The sequence below is a fragment of the Kitasatospora sp. NPDC057512 genome (assembly GCF_042802135.1).
Classification (GTDB): Bacteria; Actinomycetota; Actinomycetes; order Streptomycetales; family Streptomycetaceae; genus Kitasatospora.
This window is the reverse complement of record NZ_JBHVET010000049.1, coordinates 1-22,704: the sequence shown is the minus strand read 5'-3', so window position 1 is coordinate 22,704 and position 22,704 is coordinate 1. Positions and strand designations below refer to the sequence as shown.

Below are 22,704 nucleotides of genomic sequence, written 5' to 3'. Positions count from 1 at the left end.
GGTGGGAGCGGGGCTTCGTCCGTGCGGCCGAACCGCTACGGCTTCGACGCGTCGTCCGCCGCCCGGGCCGCCGCCGGGGCCGCCGCCGGGACGGGTTCGGCGGCCCGGTCGGCGGGGGCGGCGGGTGCGGCCTGTTCGGCGGCCGGGACCGGGGAGGGGGCGATCACCACGCCGGTCGCCCCGGCCGCCACCGCGGCGACCTCCTCCTTGACCTTGATCCCGGCCCCGTCGAAGGCCACCTTCAGCCGCTGGCGCAGCGCCCGGGAGACGGAGGCCGCCTTGCCCGGGGCGGTCCTGGCCTCGACCCGCAGCACCACCGAGTCCGAGGCGACCGACTCCACGCCCAGGATCGACACCGGAGCCCAGATCAGCTCGTCGTAGGGGGCCTCCTTGGCCATCTCCTCGGCCGTCGCCAGGATCAGGTCCTCGACCCGGATCAGGTCCTCCTTGTACCCGACCTGGACGTCCACCGAGGCGGTCGCCCAGCCCTGGCTCATGTTGGCGATCCGCTTCACCTCGCCGTTGCGGATGTACCAGATCTCGCCGTTCCCGCCGCGCAGCTTGGTCACCCGCAGGCCGACCTCCAGCACCGTGCCGGTGGCCACGCCGGTGTCGATCTCGTCGCCGACGCCGTACTGGTCCTCCATGATCATGAAGACCCCGGAGAGGAAGTCGGTGACCAGGTTCCGGGCGCCGAAACCGATCGCCACACCGGCCACACCGGCGCTCGCCAGCAGCGGCGCCAGGTTCACGCCCAGCGCGGAGAGCACCATCAGCGCCGCCGTGCCCAGGATGCTGAAGGAGGCCACGCTGCGCAGCACCGAGCCGATCGCCTCCGAGCGCTGCTGGCGCCGCTCGGTGTTCACCACCCCGGTGTTGGCCAGCAGCCCGCCCAGCCGGCTCTCCTCCTGATGCTCGGAGGTGCGCGCCATCCGCCCTATCAGCTGGGTGATGAGTTTGCGCACCACGGCCCGCAGCACCAGCGCGAGCACGATGATGAAGACGATCCGCAGCCCGGAGGCCACCCAGCCCTGCCAGTGGGTGTCGAACCAGCTGGCGGCCTGCCGGGTGGTGTCCGAGACCTCCTGCGCGCTGGTCGGGATCCGCAGGTCGAGCTCGGGCAGCTGCGCGGTGGGGCTGGGGGCCGGGGTCGGGGTGGCGAGCGTCGAGGACGCGTCGGACGGACCGGTGGCACCGGAGCTGAACACGTGCGGACCTTCCTGGCTGGGGTGCGTGGCGGGCCCGCACCGCCGGCAAGCGGCCCGCGGACCGTGAGCGTCAGCCTAGCCGCCGCCGCACGCCCGTCCGGACACGCCCGGACACGCCGGAACCCCGCACGGGCGTACCCAAGGGCGTACGGAGCGTGTCGAACGCCCCGTCAACGCCCCCGTACGCTCCCCCCGCACCCGGGCTCCGCGGCCGTCCGGGGCAGTCGGGGCGCTGCTCCGGACGGCCGAACCGTGCCCCCGGCGGGCGACTCGCCGGAGTCACCGGGACCCGTCGCACCGCCACCCGGGTGCAACCCGACCTTCCCCCGGGCATACCGGCTATGACAGAGACCACACCCGGAGTTCGCGTCAGGTCCGTTACACAGGAGTGGTGGCGCCGTACAAAGGCGTAAGGCGACACTGGGGGAGATCGCGCACGAGTGGCGCGATCCAACCGCTCGTCCCGGCGCGAGCCACGCGCCGCAGGCGTCCAAGGAGGCATCCGTGCCGCATGTCCTGGTCCTCAACGCGTCCTACGAGCCACTCGGCGTCGTATCGATGCGCCGCGCACTCATCCTGGTCCTCAACCACAAGGCGGTCAGCCTGGAGGACTCGGAAGTCACTCTGCACAGCGCCACCAGCGCCCTTCCGGCGCCGTCCGTCGTCCGTCTGACCCGCTTCGTCCGGGTCCCGTTCTGCGGGCCCGTCCCGCTCACCCGCCGGGCGCTGTTCGCCCGCGACCACGGCCGCTGCGTCTACTGCGGGGCCGCCGCCACCAGCGTCGACCACGTCATCCCGCGCAGCCGCGGTGGCCAGCACCGGTGGGACAACGTGGTGGCGGCCTGCCGCCGCTGCAACCACACCAAGGCCGACCGCCACCTCACCGAACTCGGCTGGCGGATGAAACGACCACCCGCGCCGCCCAGCGGCCTGGCCTGGCGCATCATCGGCACCGGGATCAAGGACCCGCGGTGGCGGCCCTACCTGGAGCCCTACGGCGGCGCGGACCAGCTGCGCGCCCCGCAGTGGGGCGAGTACGAGCACCACGACCGCACCGAGCAGCCGGTCCACCCGGTCCCGCTCGGCCGGGCCCACTCGGGCCACCCCGCCCCCGTCCGCCGCGGTGAGCAGCCCGAACCGCTCTCCGCCTGACCACAGCTCCACAAGGGCCCGCCCGTCACACCGTCGGTACGCGCCTCATGGGCCGCCGAGCCCCCCGCACCGGGGAGCCGGCGGCCCGCCGCGTTTCCGCCCACCCGTGACCGGGCCCGGCTACGGCGTGGGCTACGGCTTGGGCGCGGTCCCGCCCGCCGCCGGCGGCGCCGCGGGCGTGCCGGGGCCGCCGGGCGTCCCGGGCGCGCCTCCGGGCTGGCCGGTCTGGCCGCCGCCCTGGCCGGCCGGGGGCTGCGGTGCGGCCGGCGGGGTCACCGCGTACAGCTCGACGCCCCACAGCGAGTAGCCGTACTTGGTCGCCCGCGCCACGCCCTGCACCCGGAGGTACCGGACGTTGGGCGCGTCGAAGCGCACCGTCTCGTCGCTGCCCTTGCCGTTGTCCACCGTCGCCGCGTCGGTCCAGGTGTTCCCGTCCGCCGAGACCTGGATCTTGTACGAGGCGGCGTACGCGGCCTGCCAGTGCAGCACCGCCGAGCCCAGCCGGGTCGCCTGCGGCAGCTCCAGCCGCACCCAGGCGTCGTCCTTGGCCGGGGAGGACCAGCGGGTCTTCGGGTCGCCGTCGGTGACCGCCGAGGCGGGGAAGTTCGCCGTCTCGTCGCCCGAGGACGTGGCCTTGGCACCGACCGCCAGGTCCGGGCCGCCGGTGGGCGGCACCACGTGCACCTGGAGCACCTGCCGGACGGTGGTGCCGCCGGCCACGAACTGCACCGGCACCCGGTACGTCCCGGACGGCGTCTCCGCGGTGGCGCTGACCAGCAGCGGCACGCCCACCCGGCCGCCGCGCGGCACGCTCACCGGGCCGGCCGGGGCCACGGTCAGGCCCTTGGCGGCGGCCGGCACCTCGGTGCGCAGCTCGCCGGTGGTGCCCTCGGGGCGGCCGGCCTCCACGGTGGCCCGGGTGGTCACGGGCGCGGAGGCGCCGGTGACCACGTCCAGGGCCGGGTCGGAGAGGCTGAGCCGGGCCGCCGGGGCGTCCGCGTACCAGGGGATCACCTGGTTGACCACCGGAGGGTCGCCGCCGGGCTTCCAGGTCAGCCGGAACGCGTCGGCGGGCTGCCCGCCGGCCGACAGCTCGTTGTAGCCGGGCTGCACGGTGCCGATGTCGGCCCAGGTGCCGTCGGCCCGGCGCACCGCGAGGGTGGCGGTGGCGCGCACGGCCGGGTCGGTCAGCACGGTGAGCCGGTCCAGCGGGCGGGCCGCGCCGAGCTCGACGGTGAGCGGCTCGTCCGTCGCGGTCGGTGCCTTGGCGGCCCGGTACGCGGTGTCCGGGTTGCCGTCCAGCACGGCGGCGGCGGAGGAGCCGGGCACCGCGTCGGGGCCGCCGCTGACGCTGGCCGGGGAGTCGTCCGGGGCGGTGACGGTGAACTCGCGCACCGCGACGGCGGTCTTCTGTGCGGCGGTGGCGCGCAGCCGCACCGCCCGGATCACGGTGCCCGGCGGGAGCTGGGCGCTGACCGTCTTCTGGTTCTTCACCACGGCGAGCTGCTTCCAGCCGCCCTCGCCGGTGGAGTACTCCAGCACGCCGTCGCGGATGTAGTCGTCGGCGGCGGTCCGGGCGTCCGGGCCGTTGCCCCAGCCGCCCATCAGCACGGTCACGCCGCTGACCGGGCGGCCCGCGCCGAGGTCCAGGCCGACGGCGTCGCCGGGCTGCGGGGGAGCGGAGCTCCAGTAGAAGGTGTCGGCCACGCCGTCGGTCATCAGCGCGGGCAGGTGGTCCTGGGCGGTGCCCAGGGTGGTGGTCGGGGTGACGGCGCCGCCGCCCACGCCCGACCAGTTGTCGGCGGCGCGCACGGCACGGTCCAGGAACGGGCCGAGCACCCCGGCGCCGACGGTGGCCGGGGCCCGGTCCAGCTGCTCGCGCAGCCGGTTGAGCTCGACCCGGGCCTTCCAGGCCGCCGTGCCGTCGCCGCCGTGCTGCGCCAGCAGCATGTCGAGGGCGGCCTGCCCGGCCAGCCCGTAGTCGCGCAGCGGGCCCAGCCAGGGCGCGGCCTCGCCGGCCAGCTGGGTGGTGGCCGGGGTGCCGGCCAGGGTCTGCTGGGCGGTGGCCATGGTGGCGAAGGCGTCCCGCAGCGGGGCGGCGGCCTCGATCAGCCGGGCGAGGTCGGGGGCGGCGCCGGAGGTCGGCTCGGCGGCCGCCCAGAACCGGTCCAGCAGCGGCGCCAGGTAGCCGGACTCCTGCTTGGACAGCGGCGAGGAGGTGCTGTTCCCGGCCAGCGCGGTGACGGCGGACAGCGCCGTCCCGACGGGTGTCGGGGCGGCGCCGGTCGGCCCGGCCAGCGAGCGCACGGCGGCCTGCCAGGACTCGTCCGGCTTGTACCCGGCCGGGTTCCAGGCGAAGTCGCCGGCCGTGGACACGGCGATCCGGGAGGCCACCGGCTGCTGCATCGCGCCGGTCAGCAGCGCCGCCGAGCGGGTGGCCACCTCCGGGTCGCGCCCGGTGTAGGCGCCGAGGAAGAGCCGGTCCGGGGTGGCGTCGTTGACCGGGTAGTTGTCCATGGTGAGCAGCGGGTGCCCGTACAGCCCGGCGGTGTCCGAGGCCTGGGCGCCGGTGATCTTCTCCGGGATCACCCCGGCCCCGCTCCAGGCCACCTGCACGCCCTCCGGCAGGGCCGCCGCCAGCGCCTTGCGGTACGGGGTGGAGCCCTGCTGGTGGTACTCGGTGGGGACGACGGACAGCGGTGCCAGGCCGGGGTTCCTGGCGATCAGCCGGTCCTGCACCTTCTTCACCAGCTCGGCCTGGGCCTTGGCGGCCGCGGCGGGCCCGGTGCCGTACTCGTCGCGGTCGTCGCCGCAGTGCCACTCGTCGTAGCTGACGTCCAGGAACTGGAGCTGGAAGGCGGTGAAGCCGAGCTTGCGCAGCCCGTCCAGCTTGTTCACCAGCGCGTCCACGTCCTTGCCGGAGCTGAAGCAGAGGGACTGCCCCGGGTCGATCGCGTAGCCGAGCGTGACGTGGTTCTGCCGCGCCCGGAAGCCCAGTTCGCGCAGCTCCTCGGCCTGGGCGGCGGGGTAGGCGGTGCGCCAGCGGGAGAGCCGGTACGGGTCGTCACCGGGGGCGTAGAGGTAGAAGTTCTGCTTGGAGCGGCCCAGGAAGTCGACCTGCTCCAGCCGCTGCTGCGCGGTCCACGGGGTGCCGTAGAAGCCCTCCGTGACCCCGCGCACCGGGGCACCGGTCGGCCAGTCCCGCAGCGTGATCCCGGGCAGGCCGAGCCCGGCCGCACCCGGCGCCTGGCCCTGCCCGGCCGGTACGGCGGCGAGCAGCTGACGCAGGCTCTGCGCGGCGTAGAAGGTGCCGGTGGCGTCCACGCCGGCCAGCACCACGGCGCCGTACGTCCCGCCGCCCTGGGCGGGCAGCTGACCGGCCGACAGCACGTACCCGCCGGCCGGCATCCCCGCTGTCGTCGGCCCGGCGCCGTCCTTGCCGCCCGCCGCGGCGGACAGCTGCCGCAGCACCCGGTCCACCTCGCCGCCGGCGCCCTCGGCGGGCCCGCCGACGTACACCACCAGCGTCCCGGCGGCCGGCGTCCCGCCGTCCGGACGCGGCGTCACCTCGCCCGCCCCGGCGACCTCCAGCACCTCCTGGACGGCCCGCACCGCGCCGACGTCCGCCTTGGGCGCGGTCACCAGCGTCACGGCGGACGGCACCGCGACGGGCTTGCCCGCCACGGTCTGCTGCTGCGGCTTCGGGAACACCTTCGGGTCGGTCACGCTGCCCAACGGCGTCTGCGGCGCGGTGCTCACCACGTCCGAGGCCGTCGAGGCGGCCGAGACCGCCGCGTACGCCGCCGACGGCAGCGAGCCGGCCAGCAGCCCGCCGACCACCGCCGCGGCCGCGACCCCGGCCGCGATCTGCATCGCCCGCCGCCCCGGTCGCCCGGCAGCCCACCCGGACCGTTCCGCGCGTTCCTCGCGCACCGACGCCAACAGCGGCTCGGTGCCCTTGAGATCGGCGATCAGCCGGTCCGCCGTCCGCGGCGCCACCTGACGGCACGTCCGCGCCGTGGCCCGCCGCGCCGCCTCCGCCGCCGGGTGCTGCAGCACCTCCCGCAACGCCGGACTCTGCTCCAGTTGCGACCTGAGCCGCCGCCCGGCCGCTACGGACACTCGGGCTTGCACAGGAGCCTCCTCGCCAGGCCACGACCACATCGTCCGCAACCCCACCAGCTGGCCGATCCGGTGTCAACGCCGCCGACTGCTATGACCGTTTTGCGGTGTTTCATCGCATGTCGAACCGGCCCGGAAACACCCGCGGGCGTATCGCGCCGGGTGATCCCTCCCCGGAGGTCGCCCGGCAACGCGAAGGGCCCGCGCCGCCGGGTGGCGACGCGGGCCCTGGTGGCCGCTCAGGACCGGGGGCTCAGGACCTGGAGGTCAGGAGCGCGGCGGAGCGGGCAGCACGGCCGTCCGCAGGGTCGGGATGCTCCACTGCTGGTTCGGCCCGTAGCCGCAGCCGGCGATCTGGAGCCGGGTGCCGCTGGTGGCAGGCCCGCCCGGCAGCTCGAAGCACTTGCCGGAGGCGGGGTGGAACAGCGCGCCGTTCGCGAGCGGGATCCACTTCTGCGCCGTGGTGCCGTCGCAGGAGTGGTACTCCAGCTGCGTGCCGTCGACCGTGCCGGCGTTCACCGTGGCGATGCAGCCGCCCTTGACCCGGACGGTGCCGTCGTTCCCGAGCGCGAGCTGCTGGGCCTCGCTGCCGTTGCAGTTCACCAGCATGATCGGGTTGCCGTCGTCCTTGCTTCCGTTGATGTCGTCGACGCACATGCCCGCGTCGACACCGGAGCGGACGACGCTGGTGGCACCCGGTGCGGTCGGAGCCACCGCGAACGGGTACACGGCGGTGCTGCTGATGCTTCCGTCGAAGCTCGCGGTCGGCTTGGACTGGTACTTGTACCGGCCCAGGGTGAACGGCCCCGAGGACGCCGGGCTGGTGCCGGCCCGGTGGAACTTGGTGCCGGCCAGGACACCGTCGACGTAGAGGGCCATCGCCCCGGTGTCGGCGTTGTACGAAGCCGTCAGGCGGGTCCAGGCACCGGGCCGGGTCTCGGCGCTGGCGTTCTGGGTGTCGGTGAAGTCGTACGACCAGGTGTCGTCGTCCGTGTACGCCAGGCCGAAGTGCCAGTTCTTGCCCGCGCCGTCGGTGTACAGCAGGAAGTTGCTGGAGTGCCCGGTCTCCTGGCTGGCGACGACGCCCGGGCCCGAACCGGCCTTGGCCCAGGTGGAGATGGTGAAGCTCTTGCGGGTGTCGACCACCGGGCCGCTCATGGTGATGTTCGAGCCGGCACTGGAGGTGAAGGTGCCCACGGTGGTCTTCCGGCCGTCCACGGTGTCCTCGACCCAGCCGACGTTCGTGGCCCACCCGTCGGCACGCTTCTGCTCGTCGCGAACGGTGTTGGTGCCGTCGGGCGCGGCCAGCCAGTTGCCGGCGGGGCGGTTGAGGTTGCCGAGCACGACTGGAGTGCTCTCCACGCCGGTCACCGTCGGGCCGCTGCTGGGGTTGTCCTTGTCCTTCGGGGCGCCGGTACCGGCCCAGACGACGAGCTGGTTGTTGGTGTCCACGGCCCAAAGGTCCGGAACGCCGTCACCGGTGACGTCGCCGCTGGAACCGACCTTCGGGTACAGCCTGGCGTCGATTCCATCGGCAACCTTGCCCGTGGCAGGGTCGGCGAAGGCGGAAGCATCGTAAGTGTCCCCGGGGGCCGGAGCCAGCTGGTAGGCGTGGATGGTGCCGTCGACCTTCGAACGGGCCCACACAGTCGGGATGCTCGTCCCCTTGGTCGGCCCGGGAGTGATCAGGTCGTAGTCGCTCCAGGTCTTGTTCTGAGACAGGAGGATGGTGGGGCCGTCGAGGAGCTTGCTGCTGTTCTGGAGGGCGAGCCACAGTCGACCGTCCTCGACATAGAGCAACGACGAGGAGGGCAGACCGGCGGTGCTGGTTCCGGGGTCGCTCGGAGTATCGCCGGCGGGCGAGCCGAATGCCGCGATCTGGGTCACCGCTGACCAGTCGCTACCGTTCTTGTAGGTGGAACAGGTAATTGACGTGCCGCTGGGCAGAAAGCACATGCCGCTCTTTTTCAGGTCGACTGCCGCCTGACGGTCGAGACGGCCCGTGCCGTCTTCGTTTACGTACAGGTAGAGGTGAGCGGATCCGGGAGCGTGGGCGACCAGGTCGTCGACATTCCGAGCGCTGAATGAGCCTCGATGGGAGATCTGGACGGTACTCCAGTCCTTGTTGCCTGCTGCTCCGGGTGCCGAGGCCTGAACAGTGTTCGGAGCGGAGTACGGGTCAGTGGCGGGACCGACGAGGCGCAATGAGCCGGTGCCGTCCGGCAGCAGAATGTCGGCCTTCCGGTCGCTGTCGATGTCTCCCATGATCGGGTCGCCGGCATTGGGATTGCTCGGCGCGAAGAAGGTGTAGGCGACCGGCTGGGACATGTTGCCGGCGTTGTCCTGGGTCTGCAGGTAGAGGAAGTTCGTACCCCAGTGTGTGGCGTGATGCTTCAGCTGGTAGCTGCCGCCGTCCATCTTGACGATGTTGTCGCTGCGGTCTGTGCACTTCCAGCCGGTGGCTGAGGCCTGGATCGGGTCGGTGGTCCAGCGAGCACAGGCGAGACCGGAGGACTGTCCGCCGGTGGCCGGGGCCGGGTCGGTACCGGTCAGGGTGAAGTAGCCGTCTTCGCCGACGGGCTTGGGGTGCCCGCCGAGTGTGCCCGACTCGGGGAAGTCCATCGAGGTGATGCGAGCGGTCGGCGGGGTGCGGTCGATGCGCAGGTAGCACGTCGGGCTGTTGTCGCTCGTGAGCGTGCCGTCGGTGGTGGTGGCGAACCAGCCGTACTGGTGACCGTCGATCAGTGGGCCGACACTCACGTTCTTGAGGCCTGAACTCGCGGCCCAACCGGTCTCGTAGATCTTCAGGGAGTCGTCGTTGTCGTCCCAGATCCTGAACGCGGTCCAGAGCTGTTCGCCGGTCGGCGACCAGGTGTCCACGCTCAGGTTGATGTCGGTGTTGATGCCGACCCAGCCCGGTGCCTCCTTCGGGTCCGTGGTGCCGCCGGTCTGGCACTTGTCGTGGGAGTCGTTCCAGGCGAAGCCAGGGGTCGGGCTGGTCGCCGGGTCTCCGATGCGAGGCTTGAGGTCGTAGGTCACGACGACATGCGGGTTGTTGGCCCACCGCTGGCGGTAGAGCTTGTTGCGCTCGTCGTCAGGGGCGAACATGAAGGTCCAGTTGTGCCAGCCTCCGGCGGCTGCCTGGGCCATCTGGCTGTAGACGTCGAACTCCTTGCCGCCGCCGCCGGAGATCTGGGTCGTGGCGACCCTGGTGCACTTCCCCGGTTCGGGGCACGGTTGGGCGTTCCAGCGCGTCCACGCGTTGATCGGGTTCTCGTCGTCGTCCGTCCTGGTCGAGTAGAGGCCCATCGGGGTGGAGGTCGAGGGACTGGACGACTGCGCGACGGTGGCGTAGAGCTTGGCGCTGAGGACGGTCGAGCCCCAGAACGCCGGGTTCAGGCCCACCTGGAAGTAGGCGCGCTCCCTGCCTTCCCTCTCGCACTTGTTGGCCGAGTTGATGTAGCCGCAGTATCCGGACGCCGGCTTGTCCTGGCCGAGCTGCGTCCCGTTGTACTCCATCATGTCCGGGTAGGCCTCCTGCACTTGGGCCCAGGCCAGGGTGCCGTTGTCGACACTGGGGTTCCAGCCCGGGTCGATGAACCAGGGGCCGGTGCCCTGCCCGAGGACCGAGGCATCCGGTACCAGGTCGATGCCGCCGTCGCTGACGGTGGTGGCGATCGGCGCGGTCCGGGCGCCGGGCCCGGGAGCCTTGCTGTCGGACCCGGCGGCCTCCGCCGCACCATCCGCAGCGGGCGCCGCGGCGGATTTGGCCGCGGTCTTGGGCTCCGCAGCCGGGGTCGTGGAGGAATCCCACAGCACGGGCGGCGGTGCGGTGAAGCGGGCTTTGCCGGAAGCGTCCTCGGCCGACAGGTTGCCGGTGGCGTCCGCCTTGACGGTCAGGCCGTCGGCGGCGGTGTCGAGGTGGAGCTTCTTGATCTTCGGATCGGCCGCCGCCTGTGCGGTGCGCACGATCAGGACCTGGCGCCAGCCGCCGGCGGGGGTGGCACTCATTTCCAGGTCGACGTCGGGCAGGACGGAGCGGTACAGGGCGCTGCTGCCGGTGAGTTCGGGCTTCGGCAGGGTGAACGGCGCCTTGATCGACAGTTTCTTGCCGTCCGCCGTGGCCATGGTGGCCAGCGGGTTGGTGCCGCCGCCGGAGAAGGTGAGTCCGGAGGGCACGGCAGTGGGTGCGACCGTGCCGTCGGGGTTGGTCCGCAGCGTCGCGTCCACGGCGCGCCAGGTTCCGTCGGGGTTCTTGATCCGCTCCACCACGGGGGAGGAGTCGGTGGTCAGCGTGCCGTCCGGGTTGGCCGTGGTCTGGCTGCCGCCCGTGGTCATGGCGTCGACCACGACGGGCTTCCCGGTGCTCTTCGCCTTCGCCTGGGCGGCTCGTATCGCCTCGGCCTGTGCGGAGCGGGAGTCGGACTGCCCCTTGGCCGGAGGCGTCGGCCAGGAGGCGTCGGCCGAACCGTGGTTGCGGTCGGCGGGAGCCGCCACCGCAGCGCTGGGCACCGCCAGCAGCCCGGCACCCAGGGAGAGGACGGCCGTGCAGGCGAGCGGCAGGAGACCGGCGCGGAATGTCCGGACTCCTGCCGGCCGTCCGGAATGGCCGGGAGATGGAGGATGTGACCTCACCATGTAGACCCCCTCGTGATTGGTGATGTGAGCAGAGATCGGTCGCACGCTGCCTTCACATTTGCTCGACTGTCAAAGAGTTTTGTCGACAAGCTGTCCGAGTTGTCGGGGGTGGTGGCGCATTGCTCTCCGCGTGACATTGATCACACAGAGTGCTTCTCCTTCTTTCCTGCCTTCGGTAGGTCGTATGCCCCTAAGGTGCCGGGGGCCTGGGCCGGTGCGACCGGCCCGATTCAAGGCTTGGCAATCTTTGGGGGGATCAGTTGTCCCGTTCTGTCCGCCTGTTCACCAGACCGCAGTCTGCGGGTGGCCGTGGTGGCGGCGTTGGCCGTCACCATGTCCGTGGTGACGCTCCCTTCGATCGAGGCGGTCGCCCAAGCGGCGGCCCCGCCCGAGGTGTGGGTGCCACCGAACACTCCGGTGCCGGACGCCCGACCGGTCAAGGGCGCCGATGACAAGCCCGTCGGCCACACGCCGGACCCGGGCAAGAAGTGGTCGCCGCCGGCCGACTCCAGCCCGCCGGCCGGTACGGCCACCGCCGTCCTCGGCGCTGCCGGAGCCGGAGCGGCCCTGGCGCCGAGGGCTGCTGACGCGACCTCGGTTCCGGCGCCCGTCCAGGCCGGTTCGCTGCCGGTCTGGATCGCACCGGTGACCGGCGCGAAGCCCGCCGCCCTCGCCGCCCCGGCGGCCAAGGACACCGCCTCCGCCGCTCAGGCCTCGACGCTCCAGGTCGAGTTGGCCGACCGGCCCCGCGCCGACGCGGCGGGTGTGAACGGTGCCCTGGTGGGTGTCACCGACACCGGTGCGGGCGCCGGAGCCGGCCGGATCGAGGTCGGGATCGACATCCAGGCCTGGGCGAAGAACGCCGGCGCCAACTGGGCGTCACGGGCCCGGATCGTCCAACTTCCCGGCTGCGCCCTGACGACTCCGGGAGCCGCCGGCTGCACCACCCGTACCCCGGTGGCGTCGCACCGGGACGACTCGACCGGCCGCCTGGTGGCCGAGGTCGACGTCCCGCAGCCGACCACCTCCGTGGCCGCCAAGTCCTTCGCCTCCGGGGCTTTCGCGAGCTCGGCCGCGGTCTCTCCCACGGTGGCGCTCGCCGTCGAGGCGGACGTCAAGGGCAACAGCGGTGACTTCAGCGCGTCACCGATCACTCCGTCCGCCTCCTGGCAGGCCGGTGCCAACGCGGGTAATTTCACCTACGGCTACACCGCCGAGCTGCCCTCCGCACTGGCCGGTCCGGCCCCCGACGTCTCGTTCGGCTACGACTCCTCCGCGGTGGACGGCAAGACCGCCTCCACCAACGCCCAGCCGTCCTGGGTCGGTGAGGGCTGGGAGTGGCACCCGGGCTCGATCGTCCGCGGCTACAAGGGCTGCAAGGACGCCGGGATCGACAAGTCCGGCGACCAGTGCTGGGGCGGGGACCTGCTCCAGCTCTCGCTCGCGGGGCACGCGGGCCAGCTGGTCAAGGACGACAAGTCCTGCGACTGGCACCTCCAGGGCGAGGACGGCACCAAGGTCGAGCGGCTGACCGGCCAGAACAACGGTGCCTGGAACGGCGAAGCCTGGCGGATCACCACCACCGAGGGCACCCAGTACTACTTCGGCGCCAACCACCTGCCCGGTGGTGACGGCACCGACCAGGCCAGCAACTCGGTCTCCACCGTGCCGGTCTACTGGCCCGGCGGTCAGGACCCGTGCCTGAAGACGGGCTCGCCGGCCACCAACTCCTGGAACCAGATGGGTTGGCAGTGGTCGCTGGACTACGTCGTCGACCCGCACCAGAACCTGATCACCTACCGGTACGACCAGGAGCAGAACTACTACGCCCGGGGCGGCGGCCAGAACAACGGCAACGGCACCCGGACGCAGTACCAGCGGGCGAGCTACCCGACCTGGGTCGCTTACGGCCAGCGCCTGCCCGACCAGATCGCCGCCAAGGGCAAGGCCAACCCGGCCGCCCAGGTGTGGTTCCGCACCGCGGAGCGCTGCCTGTCCACCGAGGACTTCAGCTGCGACCCGTCCCTGCGGAACAAGGACAACGCCAAGCGCTGGCCGGACACGCCGATCGACCAGAACTGCGAGGCGACCGGTGACTGCACCGTCTACTCGCCGACCTTCTGGACCACCAAGCGCCTGACGAAGGTCGACACCGAGGTCTGGGACGGTGCCAAGTACCGTCCGGTCGACTCCTTCGCCCTCAACCAGTCCTTCCAGGAACCGGGTGACGGCACCTCACCGTCGCTCTGGCTGGACTCGATCCAGCGCACCGGTACCAACAACCGCACGCCGCTCACCCTGCCGGCCGTGTACTTCGAGCCGCTGCAGATCGCCAACCGCGTCGCGGGTCAGATCGTCAAGCCGGACGGCACGTCGGCCTCGATCGAGCCGTACAAGCGTCCGCGCATCCAGAAGATCACCACCGAGACCGGTGGCCTGATCAACATCGTGTACCGGCCCGCCGAGTGCTCGCGCGAGGCGGGCGGGAAGATGCCCGCGTCCGAGGACGGCAACACGATGGCCTGCATGCCGGTCAAGTGGTACCTGCCCGGACAGACCGCGCCGGACCCGGTCAACGACTGGTTCAACAAGATCATCGTTCAGTCGGTCACCCAGCAGGACACGGTCGCCGGAAATCAGCCCGCGGTCGTCACCGACTACGAGTACGGCGGCGGCGCGGCCTGGCACCGCAACGACTCCGAGATGGCCGACGCCAAGTCCCGTACCTGGGACCAGTTCCGCGGCTACGCTACGGTCACCACGCGCACCGGCAGCGGAAGTGATGTCAAGTCGCCCCGCACCAAGTCGACCGCCACCTTCCTGCGCGGCATGGACGGTGACGTCCTCGCGGACAAGACGGCCCGCCAGGTGTCCGTGAAGGACGTCCACGGCGGCACCATCAAGGACGAGAACGTCCTGGCCGGATTCGTCCGCGAATCCGCCAGCTACGCCGGTGACAACGGCGAGGTCCTGTCCACCATGGTCTCCGAGCCGTGGATCGGTCCGATCACGGCCACCCGCGCCCAGTCCGGCGGCATGCCGGAGATCACCGCCCGGGCCGTCAACGCCCAGAAGGTGACCACCCGCCAGAAGCTGGCCAGCGGGGCCTGGCGTACCAGCGAGCGCTCCACCACGTATGACTCGACGCCGTTCACCCGCCCGCTGGCGGTCTACGACAACGGCGACGTCGCCCACCCCGAGCAGCTGCTCTGCACCTCCTTCGAGTACGCCACCGGCCCCGGCGACGTGCCGACGCAGCTGGCCTCGCGCACCCTGGTCCTGAAGGGCGCCTGCGGCCAGACGCCGACCAAGGACAACACCGTCGCCGACACCCGGTCCTACTTCGACGGCCAGGCGCTCGGCAAGGTCGGGACCAAGGCCGAGCAGACCTCGACCGAGGTCCTGGAGCGCTACGACGCGGCGGGCAAGCCGGTCTACCGGGCCACCGCCCGGGTGAGCTTCGACGACTACGGTCGGGTCGTCAGCACCGTCGACCCGACCCGTACCGACGCCACCCACCCGACCGGTGCCGAGACCAGGACCGCCTACTCGCCGGCCACCGGTCAGTTGCCGACCCAGATCACCCACACCAATCCGATGGGCTGGCAGACCGTCAGCACCCTGGACGTTGGCCGCGGCTCGGCGCTCAAGATCAAGGACGAGAACGGCCGGATCAGCGAGCAGGAGTTCGACTCCCTCGGCCGCGCCTCGGCCAGCTGGAGCCCCGGCCATGAACGGGCGACCTATCCGGACTTCCCCAATCGAAAGTTCTCCTACTCGGTCAACGGAGCCAAAGCGCCCTCGCAGGTCCTTAGCCAGGCGCTGATGGGGGACCTGGAGACGTACACCTCCAGCTTCACCATCTACGACGGCCTCGGCCGGATCCGCCAGACCCAGGCCAGTACCCCGTCGGGTGCCCCCGGCCGTTTGATCACCGACGCGTTGTTCGACTCGCACGGCTGGCAGATCAAGACGAGTGCCGCCTACTACAACGACCAGGCGCAGCCCAGCGGTCAGCTCTTCCTGCCGAACGGCGGTGTGAACCCGGACGGGAAGATCCCGTCCCAGACCGTCCAGACGTACGACGGCGCGGGCCGGGTGACCGACTCGGTCTTCCAGTCCTATGGCGTCGAGCAGTGGCGCAGCCACACCGACTACCCCGGTGCCGACGAAGTCCGCACCACCCCGCCGACCGGCGGCTACGCCTCCGCGACCGTGTCGGACGCCCGTGGCAACACCGTCGCGCTGCGTCAGTACAAGACCAACACTCCGACCGGTGCGTACGACGAGACCACCTACGGCTACACGCCGCAGGGCAAGGAAGCCTGGCGCAAGGACACAGCCGGCAACCAGTGGACGTATGAGTACGACCTGCTGGGCCGCCCGGTGAAGTCCACCGACCCGGACTCGGGCACCGGCACGACGACGTACGACGACAGCAAGAACCTCGTCACGGTCACCGACTCCCGCGGCAAGAGTGCTACCAGCGTCGCTGACCTGCTTGGCCGTAACGTCGCGGCCTACGAGGGCACGGCGATCGACCCGACGAAACAGGTCGCCGCTTGGACCTACGACACTCTTGTCAACGGCAAGCCGACCACCTCGACCCGCTTCGTGGGCGGGGCAGCCGGAGACGCCTACACGTCGGAGATCACTGGCTACGACATCGGATACCGCGAACTCGGTACCAAGACCACGATCCCGCAGTCCGAGGGCAAACTCGCCGGCGTTTACCAGACCGACAACACGTACGACGAGGCCGGCCGATTGGTCAGCACGATGATGCCGGATGTGGCCGGCATGGGTCGGGAGAAGCTGACTTTCGCCACTGACATCGTCGGTCAGTTCGGAGGACTCAGCAGCAGCATCGGATTCGCCAAGAACGTCTTTGTGGCCGATGTCCGGTACGACGCTTACGGCCGGCCCTACCGCACCACGATGGGTGGTGCGGGTAAGCAGGTGGTGGCCACCATGCTGATCGACGACGCCACCGGCCGGGTGACGCGTTCGATCCTGGACAAGCAGACCGCCGAGACCGCCAACGTCGACTCGGTCGACTACACCTACAACCCGCTGGGCCAGGTCACCTCGGCCCGCGACGCGCAGGACGGCGAGGTCGCCGACCTACAGTGCTTCACCCACGACTACCTCGGGAGGCTAACCCAGGCCTGGACCGACACCGGCACCCAGACCACCAAGCCGCAGCCGAGCGTTCCCGGCGTCGGTGCCTGCACCAACACTGACGGTCCGTCGGTGAGCGGCGGCAAGCCGAGCGTCGGCGGCCCGGCCCCGTACTGGCAGCAGTACGAGTACGACCTCATCGGCAACCGCACGAAGCTGGTCCAGAAGGACGTCACCGGCAACGCCGCCAAGGACGTCACCACCACCCAGACCTTCGGCTCCGGTGTCAACACCCCGTCCTCCGACCCGAAGACGGGCGGCGGCACGGGCGGTCCGCACGCGCTGATGAAGTCCACCCAGACCGGCCCGGCCGGCACCGCGGTGACCTCGTACGCCTATGACGCGGCGGGCAACACCACCTCGATCACCGACACCCCGGGTACCAAGTCACTGACCTGGAACTCCCAGGGCAAGCTCGACCAGATCACCGGCACCGGCCAGAGCGGTGCGACCAGCTACCTGTACGACGTGTCGGGCAACCAGCTGATCCGTCGCGAGGCCGGCAAGACCACGCTCAACCTGGGCGCGGACCAGATCACCCTGGACACCACCAACAACGCCAACGTCGTCACCAACGTCCGCACCTACGGGGCGCCGAACGGCCTCTCCGTCACGCGTACGACGACCAACGGCGCGTCCAAGCTGGCGTACCAGGGCGCGGACCCGCACGGCACCAACGGCGTCCAGTTCGACTCGGCGACACTCGCCCACGTCCGGCGTCCCACGGACCCGTTCGGCAACGAGCGCGGCACCCAGCCGACAGCGGGCGTCTGGGCCGGGGACAAGGGCTTCGTCGGCGGCACCAAGGAGAAGTCCACCGGCTTCACCCTCCTCGGAGCCCGCGAGTACGACCCCAAGACGGGCCGCTTCATCAGCCCCGACCCGATCGTGGACGCCGGCGACCCCCAGCAGTGGAACGCCTACGCGTACGCCAACAACAGCCCTATCAACAAGTCGGACGCCAACGGTCTGAGGCCGACCTGTGACACTCCGGAGGAGTGCAAGAGCCTGGCGGATGTCAGGGACGATGGCCACGGCAAGTCCTTCATCACTCCAGCTGCCTGGTCGCCACCCACGGTGGATAACATCCCACAGCCGACGAAGGATGAGCGAGCCGCGGGCCAAGCTCTCGATGCCGCGCACAAGAACCTCAACGACAGCAAGCGCAAGCGCGACGAACTCGTGCACAAGGTGGTCGACATCGTCGGCGACCTGATCGGTTTCAACGACGCCCGCGACTGCTTCACCAAGGGCGACGTGATGGCCTGCATTGGCACGGCCCTCAATGTGGTGCCCTGGGGCAAGATCGCCAAGGCCGTCAAGGCCGGAATCCAAGCCTTCAAGATCTACAAGGAGATCGAGAAGGTCTACACAGCCATCCGTTCCGGCGAACGCGCGGCCAGGGAAGCCGAAGCCGCGTACGTTGGCGCCACGACGGCCGCGGCGGAAGCCAGAGCAGCAGAAAAAGCTGCAGCCAGGGCGGCAGAAGAGAAAGCGGCAAAGGAATCAGCGCCAGATGCCCCAGGAACCGATTCCAAAATCGCAGCCAAACAAGAGGAATCGGTCGGCGGAAGCTGCCTGAACAGCTTCCCGATCGGAACCCGGGTCCTGATGGGGGACGGCACCCTCAAGCCGATCGAGGAGATCCAAGAGGGCGACGTCGTCATGGCGACCGACCCCCAGACCGGCGAGACCCACCCCGAGCCGGTGACCGCCACCATCACCACCCCCGACGACAAGGACTTCACCGACCTCACCCTCACCGACGACACCAGCCCCCGCGGCCCCCCGGCCGACGACCAGGCGAAGATCACCTCCACCCACCACCACCCCTACTGGAGCGAGACCCGTCAGCAGTGGGTCGACGCCGGCGAACTGACCTCCGGCGAACAGCTCCGCCAGCCCGACGGCACCACCCTCACCATCCAGTCCGTCCGCAACTACCCCTACGCCGTCACCACCCACAACCTCACCGTAAGCCTGCTCCATACGTACTATGTGCTCGCGGGGCAGGCGCCGGTCCTGGTCCACAACTGCGGTAACGGCGAGAAGTCCGTAGAGGTCACGAAGGGGTCGGGTCAGGGGTCGTCGGACCCCGGCAATCTGCCTGACTTTGTGTCACCCGATTCGGGCGGCTATGCGCGTCCGATGGGCACGAAGATGACCGAGGCGCAGGGAACGACTCGGCGTGCCAGTGAGGAGGTGGGCGACGAGGCTAAGACCAGGTCGCAAGCGATGTACAGGGCCCCGAGCAATGTTCAGCAGGTGGCCAATTCGGCACCTCACGGTGGTGGTGATGCCGCATCGGCAATGATCGCTGTTGGTATTACCCTTCACCGTGGGTGGAAGTTGATTAAGGGGTGGTGGATTGCGCGGCGTCAGTAGTACGGCGAGGCTGATCCTTGAGGAATTCGGCCGAAGTGGCACCTTGTCTGACGCGGCCGTGGCCGGCGCGGACTGGGAGGAGCGACCGGAGCGTGTGACGCCAGCATTGGTGCTGGTGTTCGCCGCCAAGATTCTGGTGCAGCTGCGGGAGGAGAGCGGTGAGACGTTCCCCGTCGATGCGCCTGTTGTGACGTCGCAGGGCTTGGGCGCGGGTGACGTGGCAACGATGGTCGCCGCGCTGACCGGTGATCTTCGAGCTGTCGAGGCCGGGAGGCTGAACGGGCTGTTCCCGCTGCGGGGAACCCTCGCCCTCCTCGTGGCGCTGACAGACGAGGAGGGCATCCGAGGAGATGATCTTGACCGTCTGCTCGGGGCCGCAGAGGAAATCGCCGACGACTTCGTGCGGGTCGAGGATCCGTTCAGGCTGGTCGAGCGAGGGACGGAGATCGGACCCTGGGACGTGAGCGAGGCGGGTTGGCAGGGTACCGACCTCATCGACCTCGGCGGTCTGAGGATCCCCCGCGAGTCGGGCCTCAAGATCCAGGTGAACGCAGGAAGGGGGTCATCGGACCTGTTGGAGGCTGTTGTCCTTCGAGGGGCCACGGGGGTGCAGCTCCAAGCCTTCCATGCGACCGAGGAAGGCGCGTGGGCCAGGGTGCGGGAGACCCTCGCGCAGAGGGTGCGTGGCCTTGGAGGTGAGGTCTGCGAGTGGGCCGGACGAGCGGGGATCGAACTCAGGTGTGATGTGCCGGTGCAGCGGGAGACCGGTCTGCAAGGAGTGCAGACGATCCGCATGCTCGGATGGGATGGTCCGGGTTGGCTGCTGAGAGTGACGGTGACTGGTGACGGAGCTGCTCCGGACAGCCGGGACGAGTGGGCCCATTCCTATGCCGAACGCATCGTCGTAGTCCCCTCATTCGAGCCCGCGTTGCCCCTCTCGTTGTCGGCGACCGACTTCGGTGCCGGACGCCTCCGGTCGGACGGTCAGCCCATTCGGTTGCGCATGCCCGGCTGATGTCCCGACGGCCCCGCCTGTGCTCTGACCTATACCTTGGACATGGACGGCGCGTGCAGGGGCCGTCGGCCCGGTTGCGATCTGGATGACCTCATCGTGTACGACGATGAGATCGGTCCGCTGGAAGAGGACTGTCGGGCGGCCTGGCAGGTGCTGGAGGCCAGACCTGACAAATGGAGCACCGGAACTCCGAGCTCCAGACGCTCGGAGCCGTACCGGAGGCCGCCGTGGAGGGCGTCGCGAACTTCGTCCGTCGGCGCGGTATCGCGGTGGAGTTCCACCGGTTCGGTGATCCTCGGGTCCAGTCCTGAGAAGGTTCGGTCGAGTGTCGGGGCCCGGTTCGGCTGTGTCGAATCGGGCCCTCCGCCGTTCCGCCCGCCGGCGTCGTGTCGCGCTGGGTGATCGTGGTGTCACGCGGGTAGGACTGTGGCTGTCCTGAACGGGCGTTGCCGAGACATCGCAGGAGCCGCGAGTGGCCGCTTACCACGACAGTGACGGAGCCGAGCAGGTACCGGCGCAGGATGCCCCGCCGCCGCCCGCCGAACTGGTGGCGCTGGCGCGGGCGTACGGGGTGGACGTCCGGTATCCGGGGCCGGGCGGGCAGGCGGTGGGGGCGCGGACGCTGGTGGCGGTGCTGGGGGCGATGGGGGTGGCGGCCGGGTCGCCGCAGGAGGTGGGGGAGGCGCTGGAGCGTCACCGGGCCGAGCAGCGGGAGCGGTTGCTGCCGCCGTGCGTGGTGGTCCGGCAGGGGCGGCGGACGGCGCTGGACGTGCCGGCGGACGCCCGGTTGCGGGTGGAGCTGGAGGACGGGGGGAGTTGGGAGCTGCCGCGGGGGCACTCGCACTGGGTGCCGGGGGACCTGCCGCTGGGGCGCCATGTGCTCACAGCGGAGTGCGGCGACCGGACCGCGCGGGCCGCGCTGGTGGTCGCCCCCGAGCGGCTGCCGCAACTCCCCGGCCGCAGCTGGGGGTTCCTCGCCCAGCTGTACTCCGTGCTCTCCGAGCGTTCCTGGGGCATGGGCGACCTCGGGGACCTCGTCGAGCTGGCCCGGTGGGCGGGGGCCGGCCTCGGCGCGGGCTTCGTGCAGATCAACCCGCTGCACCAGGCGCTGCCCGGCGCCCCCTCCGACCCGTCCCCGTACCGCCCGTCCTCGCGCCGCTTCGCCGACCCGGTGCACCTGCGGATCGAGGCCGTCCCCGAGTACGCCTACCTGACCGGCGCCGGGCGCGAGCAGGCCGAGGAGCTGACCCGGTGCGCCGCCCGGCTGCGCGACGAGGTGCTGGTCCACGACGCCCTGATCGACCGGGACGCCGTCTGGCAGCTCAAGCGCGAGGCCCTGGAGCTGCTGCACGAGGTGCCGCGCGGCCCGGGGCGGCAGGCCGAGTACGACGCGTACCGGCTCCGCGAGGGCGAGTGGCTGTACCGGCACGCGCTGTGGAACGCCCTGGCGGAGGAGCACGGCACCGACTGGCACCACTGGCCGAAGGGTCTGCGTCACCCGGACGGCCCACAGATCGAGCACGCCGCCAAGGAACTGGAGGAGCGGGCCGAGTTCCACCGCTGGCTGGCCTGGCAGGTCGACCAGCAGCTCGCCCACGCCCAGCGGGCGGCCCGCGAGGCCGGCATGCCGGTCGGCCTGATCCACGACCTGGCCGTCGGCGTCCACCCGGACGGCGCGGACGCCTGGGCGCTGCAGGACGTCCTGGCCGGCGGCATCTCGGTCGGCGCCCCGCCGGACGCCTTCAACGCCCACGGCCAGGACTGGGGCCTGCCGCCCTGGCGCCCGGACGCGCTCGCCGAGGCCGGCTACGCCCCGTACGCGGAGTTGCTGCGGGCCACCGCCCGGCACGCGGGGGCCCTGCGGATCGACCACGTGATGGGCCTGTTCCGGCTCTGGTGGGTGCCGCAGGGGCACCCGCCGACCGAGGGCGCGTACGTGCGCTACGACGCGGAGGCGATGCTCGGCGTGCTGGCGCTGGAGGCGCACCGGGCCGGGACGGCGGTGATCGGGGAGGACCTCGGCACGGTGGAGCCGGGGGTGCGGGAGGAGCTGGCGTCGCGCGGGGTGCTCGGCACGTCCGTCCTCTGGTTCGAGCGGGACTGGCGGGGCGACGGCGCGATCCTCGGCCCGGACCGCTGGCGGCCCGGCTGCCTGGCCACCCTCACCACCCACGACCTGCCCAGCACCGCGGCCCGGCTCTCCGGCGAGCACGTCGAGCTGCGGCACCGGCTGGGCCTGCTGGCCCGGCCGCTGGGGGAGGAGCAGGGGCAGGCGGCGGCGGAGCTGGCGGACTGGCGGGCCGAGCTGGGGCGGCTCGGGCTGCTGGCCGAGGGCGAGCCGCTGACGATGCCGGTGCTGTACCGCTTCCTGCGGGCCACCCCGGCGGAGCTGGTCGGGGTCTGGCTGCCGGACCTGGTCGGGGACCCGCGCCCGCAGAACCTGCCCGGCACCTGGGACCAGTACCCGAACTGGCGCCTGCCGGTCGCGGACGGCTCCGGCGACCCGGTCACCCTCGAACGCCTGGCCACCGCCCCGGCCGCCGGCCTGCTCGCCCGGCTCCTGGCCCCGCGCAGTTCCGCCGGGTCGGCCCCGAGGCACGTCCTCCCGTCCCGCCCGACCGACCCCGACGAGCGCGCCCCCGTAAGCGGCGGGTAAGTTGGAAACGTGGACAAGAGGAACGCTTTGCGAGCCGGCGCGGTCTCCGCAACGGTCACGCTGATGATGCTGCTGTCGTCGCCCGCCATGGCCTTCACCAGGGACGACGGTGATGACCCCGGTGCGGGCCTGAGCGTGGGCCAGACCCTCGGCCTGTACGTGTTTCTCCCGGTGGTCGCCTTCGCGGTGATCGCCGGTCTGGCGGGCCTGCCCTACGGCAAGGGCAAGAAGAAGTAACACCCGCGCAGACGTCCCCAGGACTTGCACGACCCGCAGGACCGGCACGACCCGCAGGTCCCGTACGACCTGCACGGCCCGCACCACCCGCAGGACCCGCACGACCCCGA

Annotated in this window: 8 protein-coding genes and 1 pseudogene; 6 read left to right on the top strand and 3 right to left on the bottom strand. The window is 71.3% G+C overall.

The features are described from left to right. Nucleotides 1–35: 35 nt before the first annotated feature. Entirely contained in the window at nt 36–1,208 is a 1,173-nt protein-coding gene (locus ACFU6K_RS06145) for a mechanosensitive ion channel family protein (protein ID WP_380661162.1), read from the bottom strand. A 504-nt stretch (nt 1,209–1,712) separates the two neighbouring features. Between ACFU6K_RS06145 and ACFU6K_RS06140 the strand changes: the two are divergent. Then, nucleotides 1,713–2,222 (top strand): annotated as a pseudogene (locus ACFU6K_RS06140) (HNH endonuclease); the annotation flags it as partial. 270 nt (nt 2,223–2,492) lie between these two features. Here ACFU6K_RS06140 and ACFU6K_RS06135 read toward each other — a convergent pair. Next, nucleotides 2,493–6,419, bottom strand: a complete 3,927-nt coding sequence (locus ACFU6K_RS06135) for a beta-N-acetylglucosaminidase domain-containing protein (RefSeq protein ID WP_380661163.1) — start codon at nt 6,417–6,419, stop codon at nt 2,493–2,495. Between the two features lie 330 nt (nt 6,420–6,749). After that, nucleotides 6,750–10,994: a ricin-type beta-trefoil lectin domain protein gene (locus ACFU6K_RS06130; protein ID WP_380661161.1), complete on the bottom strand. Its 4,245-nt coding sequence runs from the start codon at nt 10,992–10,994 to the stop codon at nt 6,750–6,752. Between the two features lie 468 nt (nt 10,995–11,462). Here ACFU6K_RS06130 and ACFU6K_RS06125 point away from each other — a divergent pair, with 468 nt between their 5' ends. The 5 genes from ACFU6K_RS06125 (at nt 11,463) to ACFU6K_RS06105 (ending at nt 22,594) form a co-directional block, all read left to right on the top strand. Next, entirely contained in the window at nt 11,463–18,686 is a 7,224-nt protein-coding gene (locus ACFU6K_RS06125; protein ID WP_380661160.1) for an RHS repeat-associated core domain-containing protein, read from the top strand. Between the two features lie 43 nt (nt 18,687–18,729). After that, a complete protein-coding gene (locus ACFU6K_RS06120; protein WP_380661159.1) occupies nt 18,730–19,701 on the top strand; it encodes a DUF3710 domain-containing protein in 972 nt (323 codons plus the stop codon). Between the two features lie 173 nt (nt 19,702–19,874). After that, nucleotides 19,875–20,012, top strand: coding sequence for a hypothetical protein (locus tag ACFU6K_RS06115; protein WP_380661158.1), 138 nt, complete (start codon nt 19,875–19,877; stop codon nt 20,010–20,012). A gap of 161 nt (nt 20,013–20,173) precedes the next feature. Next, the gene (malQ, locus tag ACFU6K_RS06110) at nt 20,174–22,357 is read left to right on the top strand and encodes a 4-alpha-glucanotransferase (RefSeq protein ID WP_380661157.1); all 2,184 of its coding nucleotides are present in this window, start codon (nt 20,174–20,176) and stop codon (nt 22,355–22,357) included. Nucleotides 22,358–22,366: 9 nt separating this feature from the next. Continuing rightward, nucleotides 22,367–22,594 carry a hypothetical protein gene (locus ACFU6K_RS06105; protein WP_380661156.1) on the top strand — a complete coding sequence of 76 codons (228 nt, stop codon included), beginning with the start codon at nt 22,367–22,369 and terminating at the stop codon, nt 22,592–22,594. Nucleotides 22,595–22,704 lie beyond the last annotated feature (110 nt).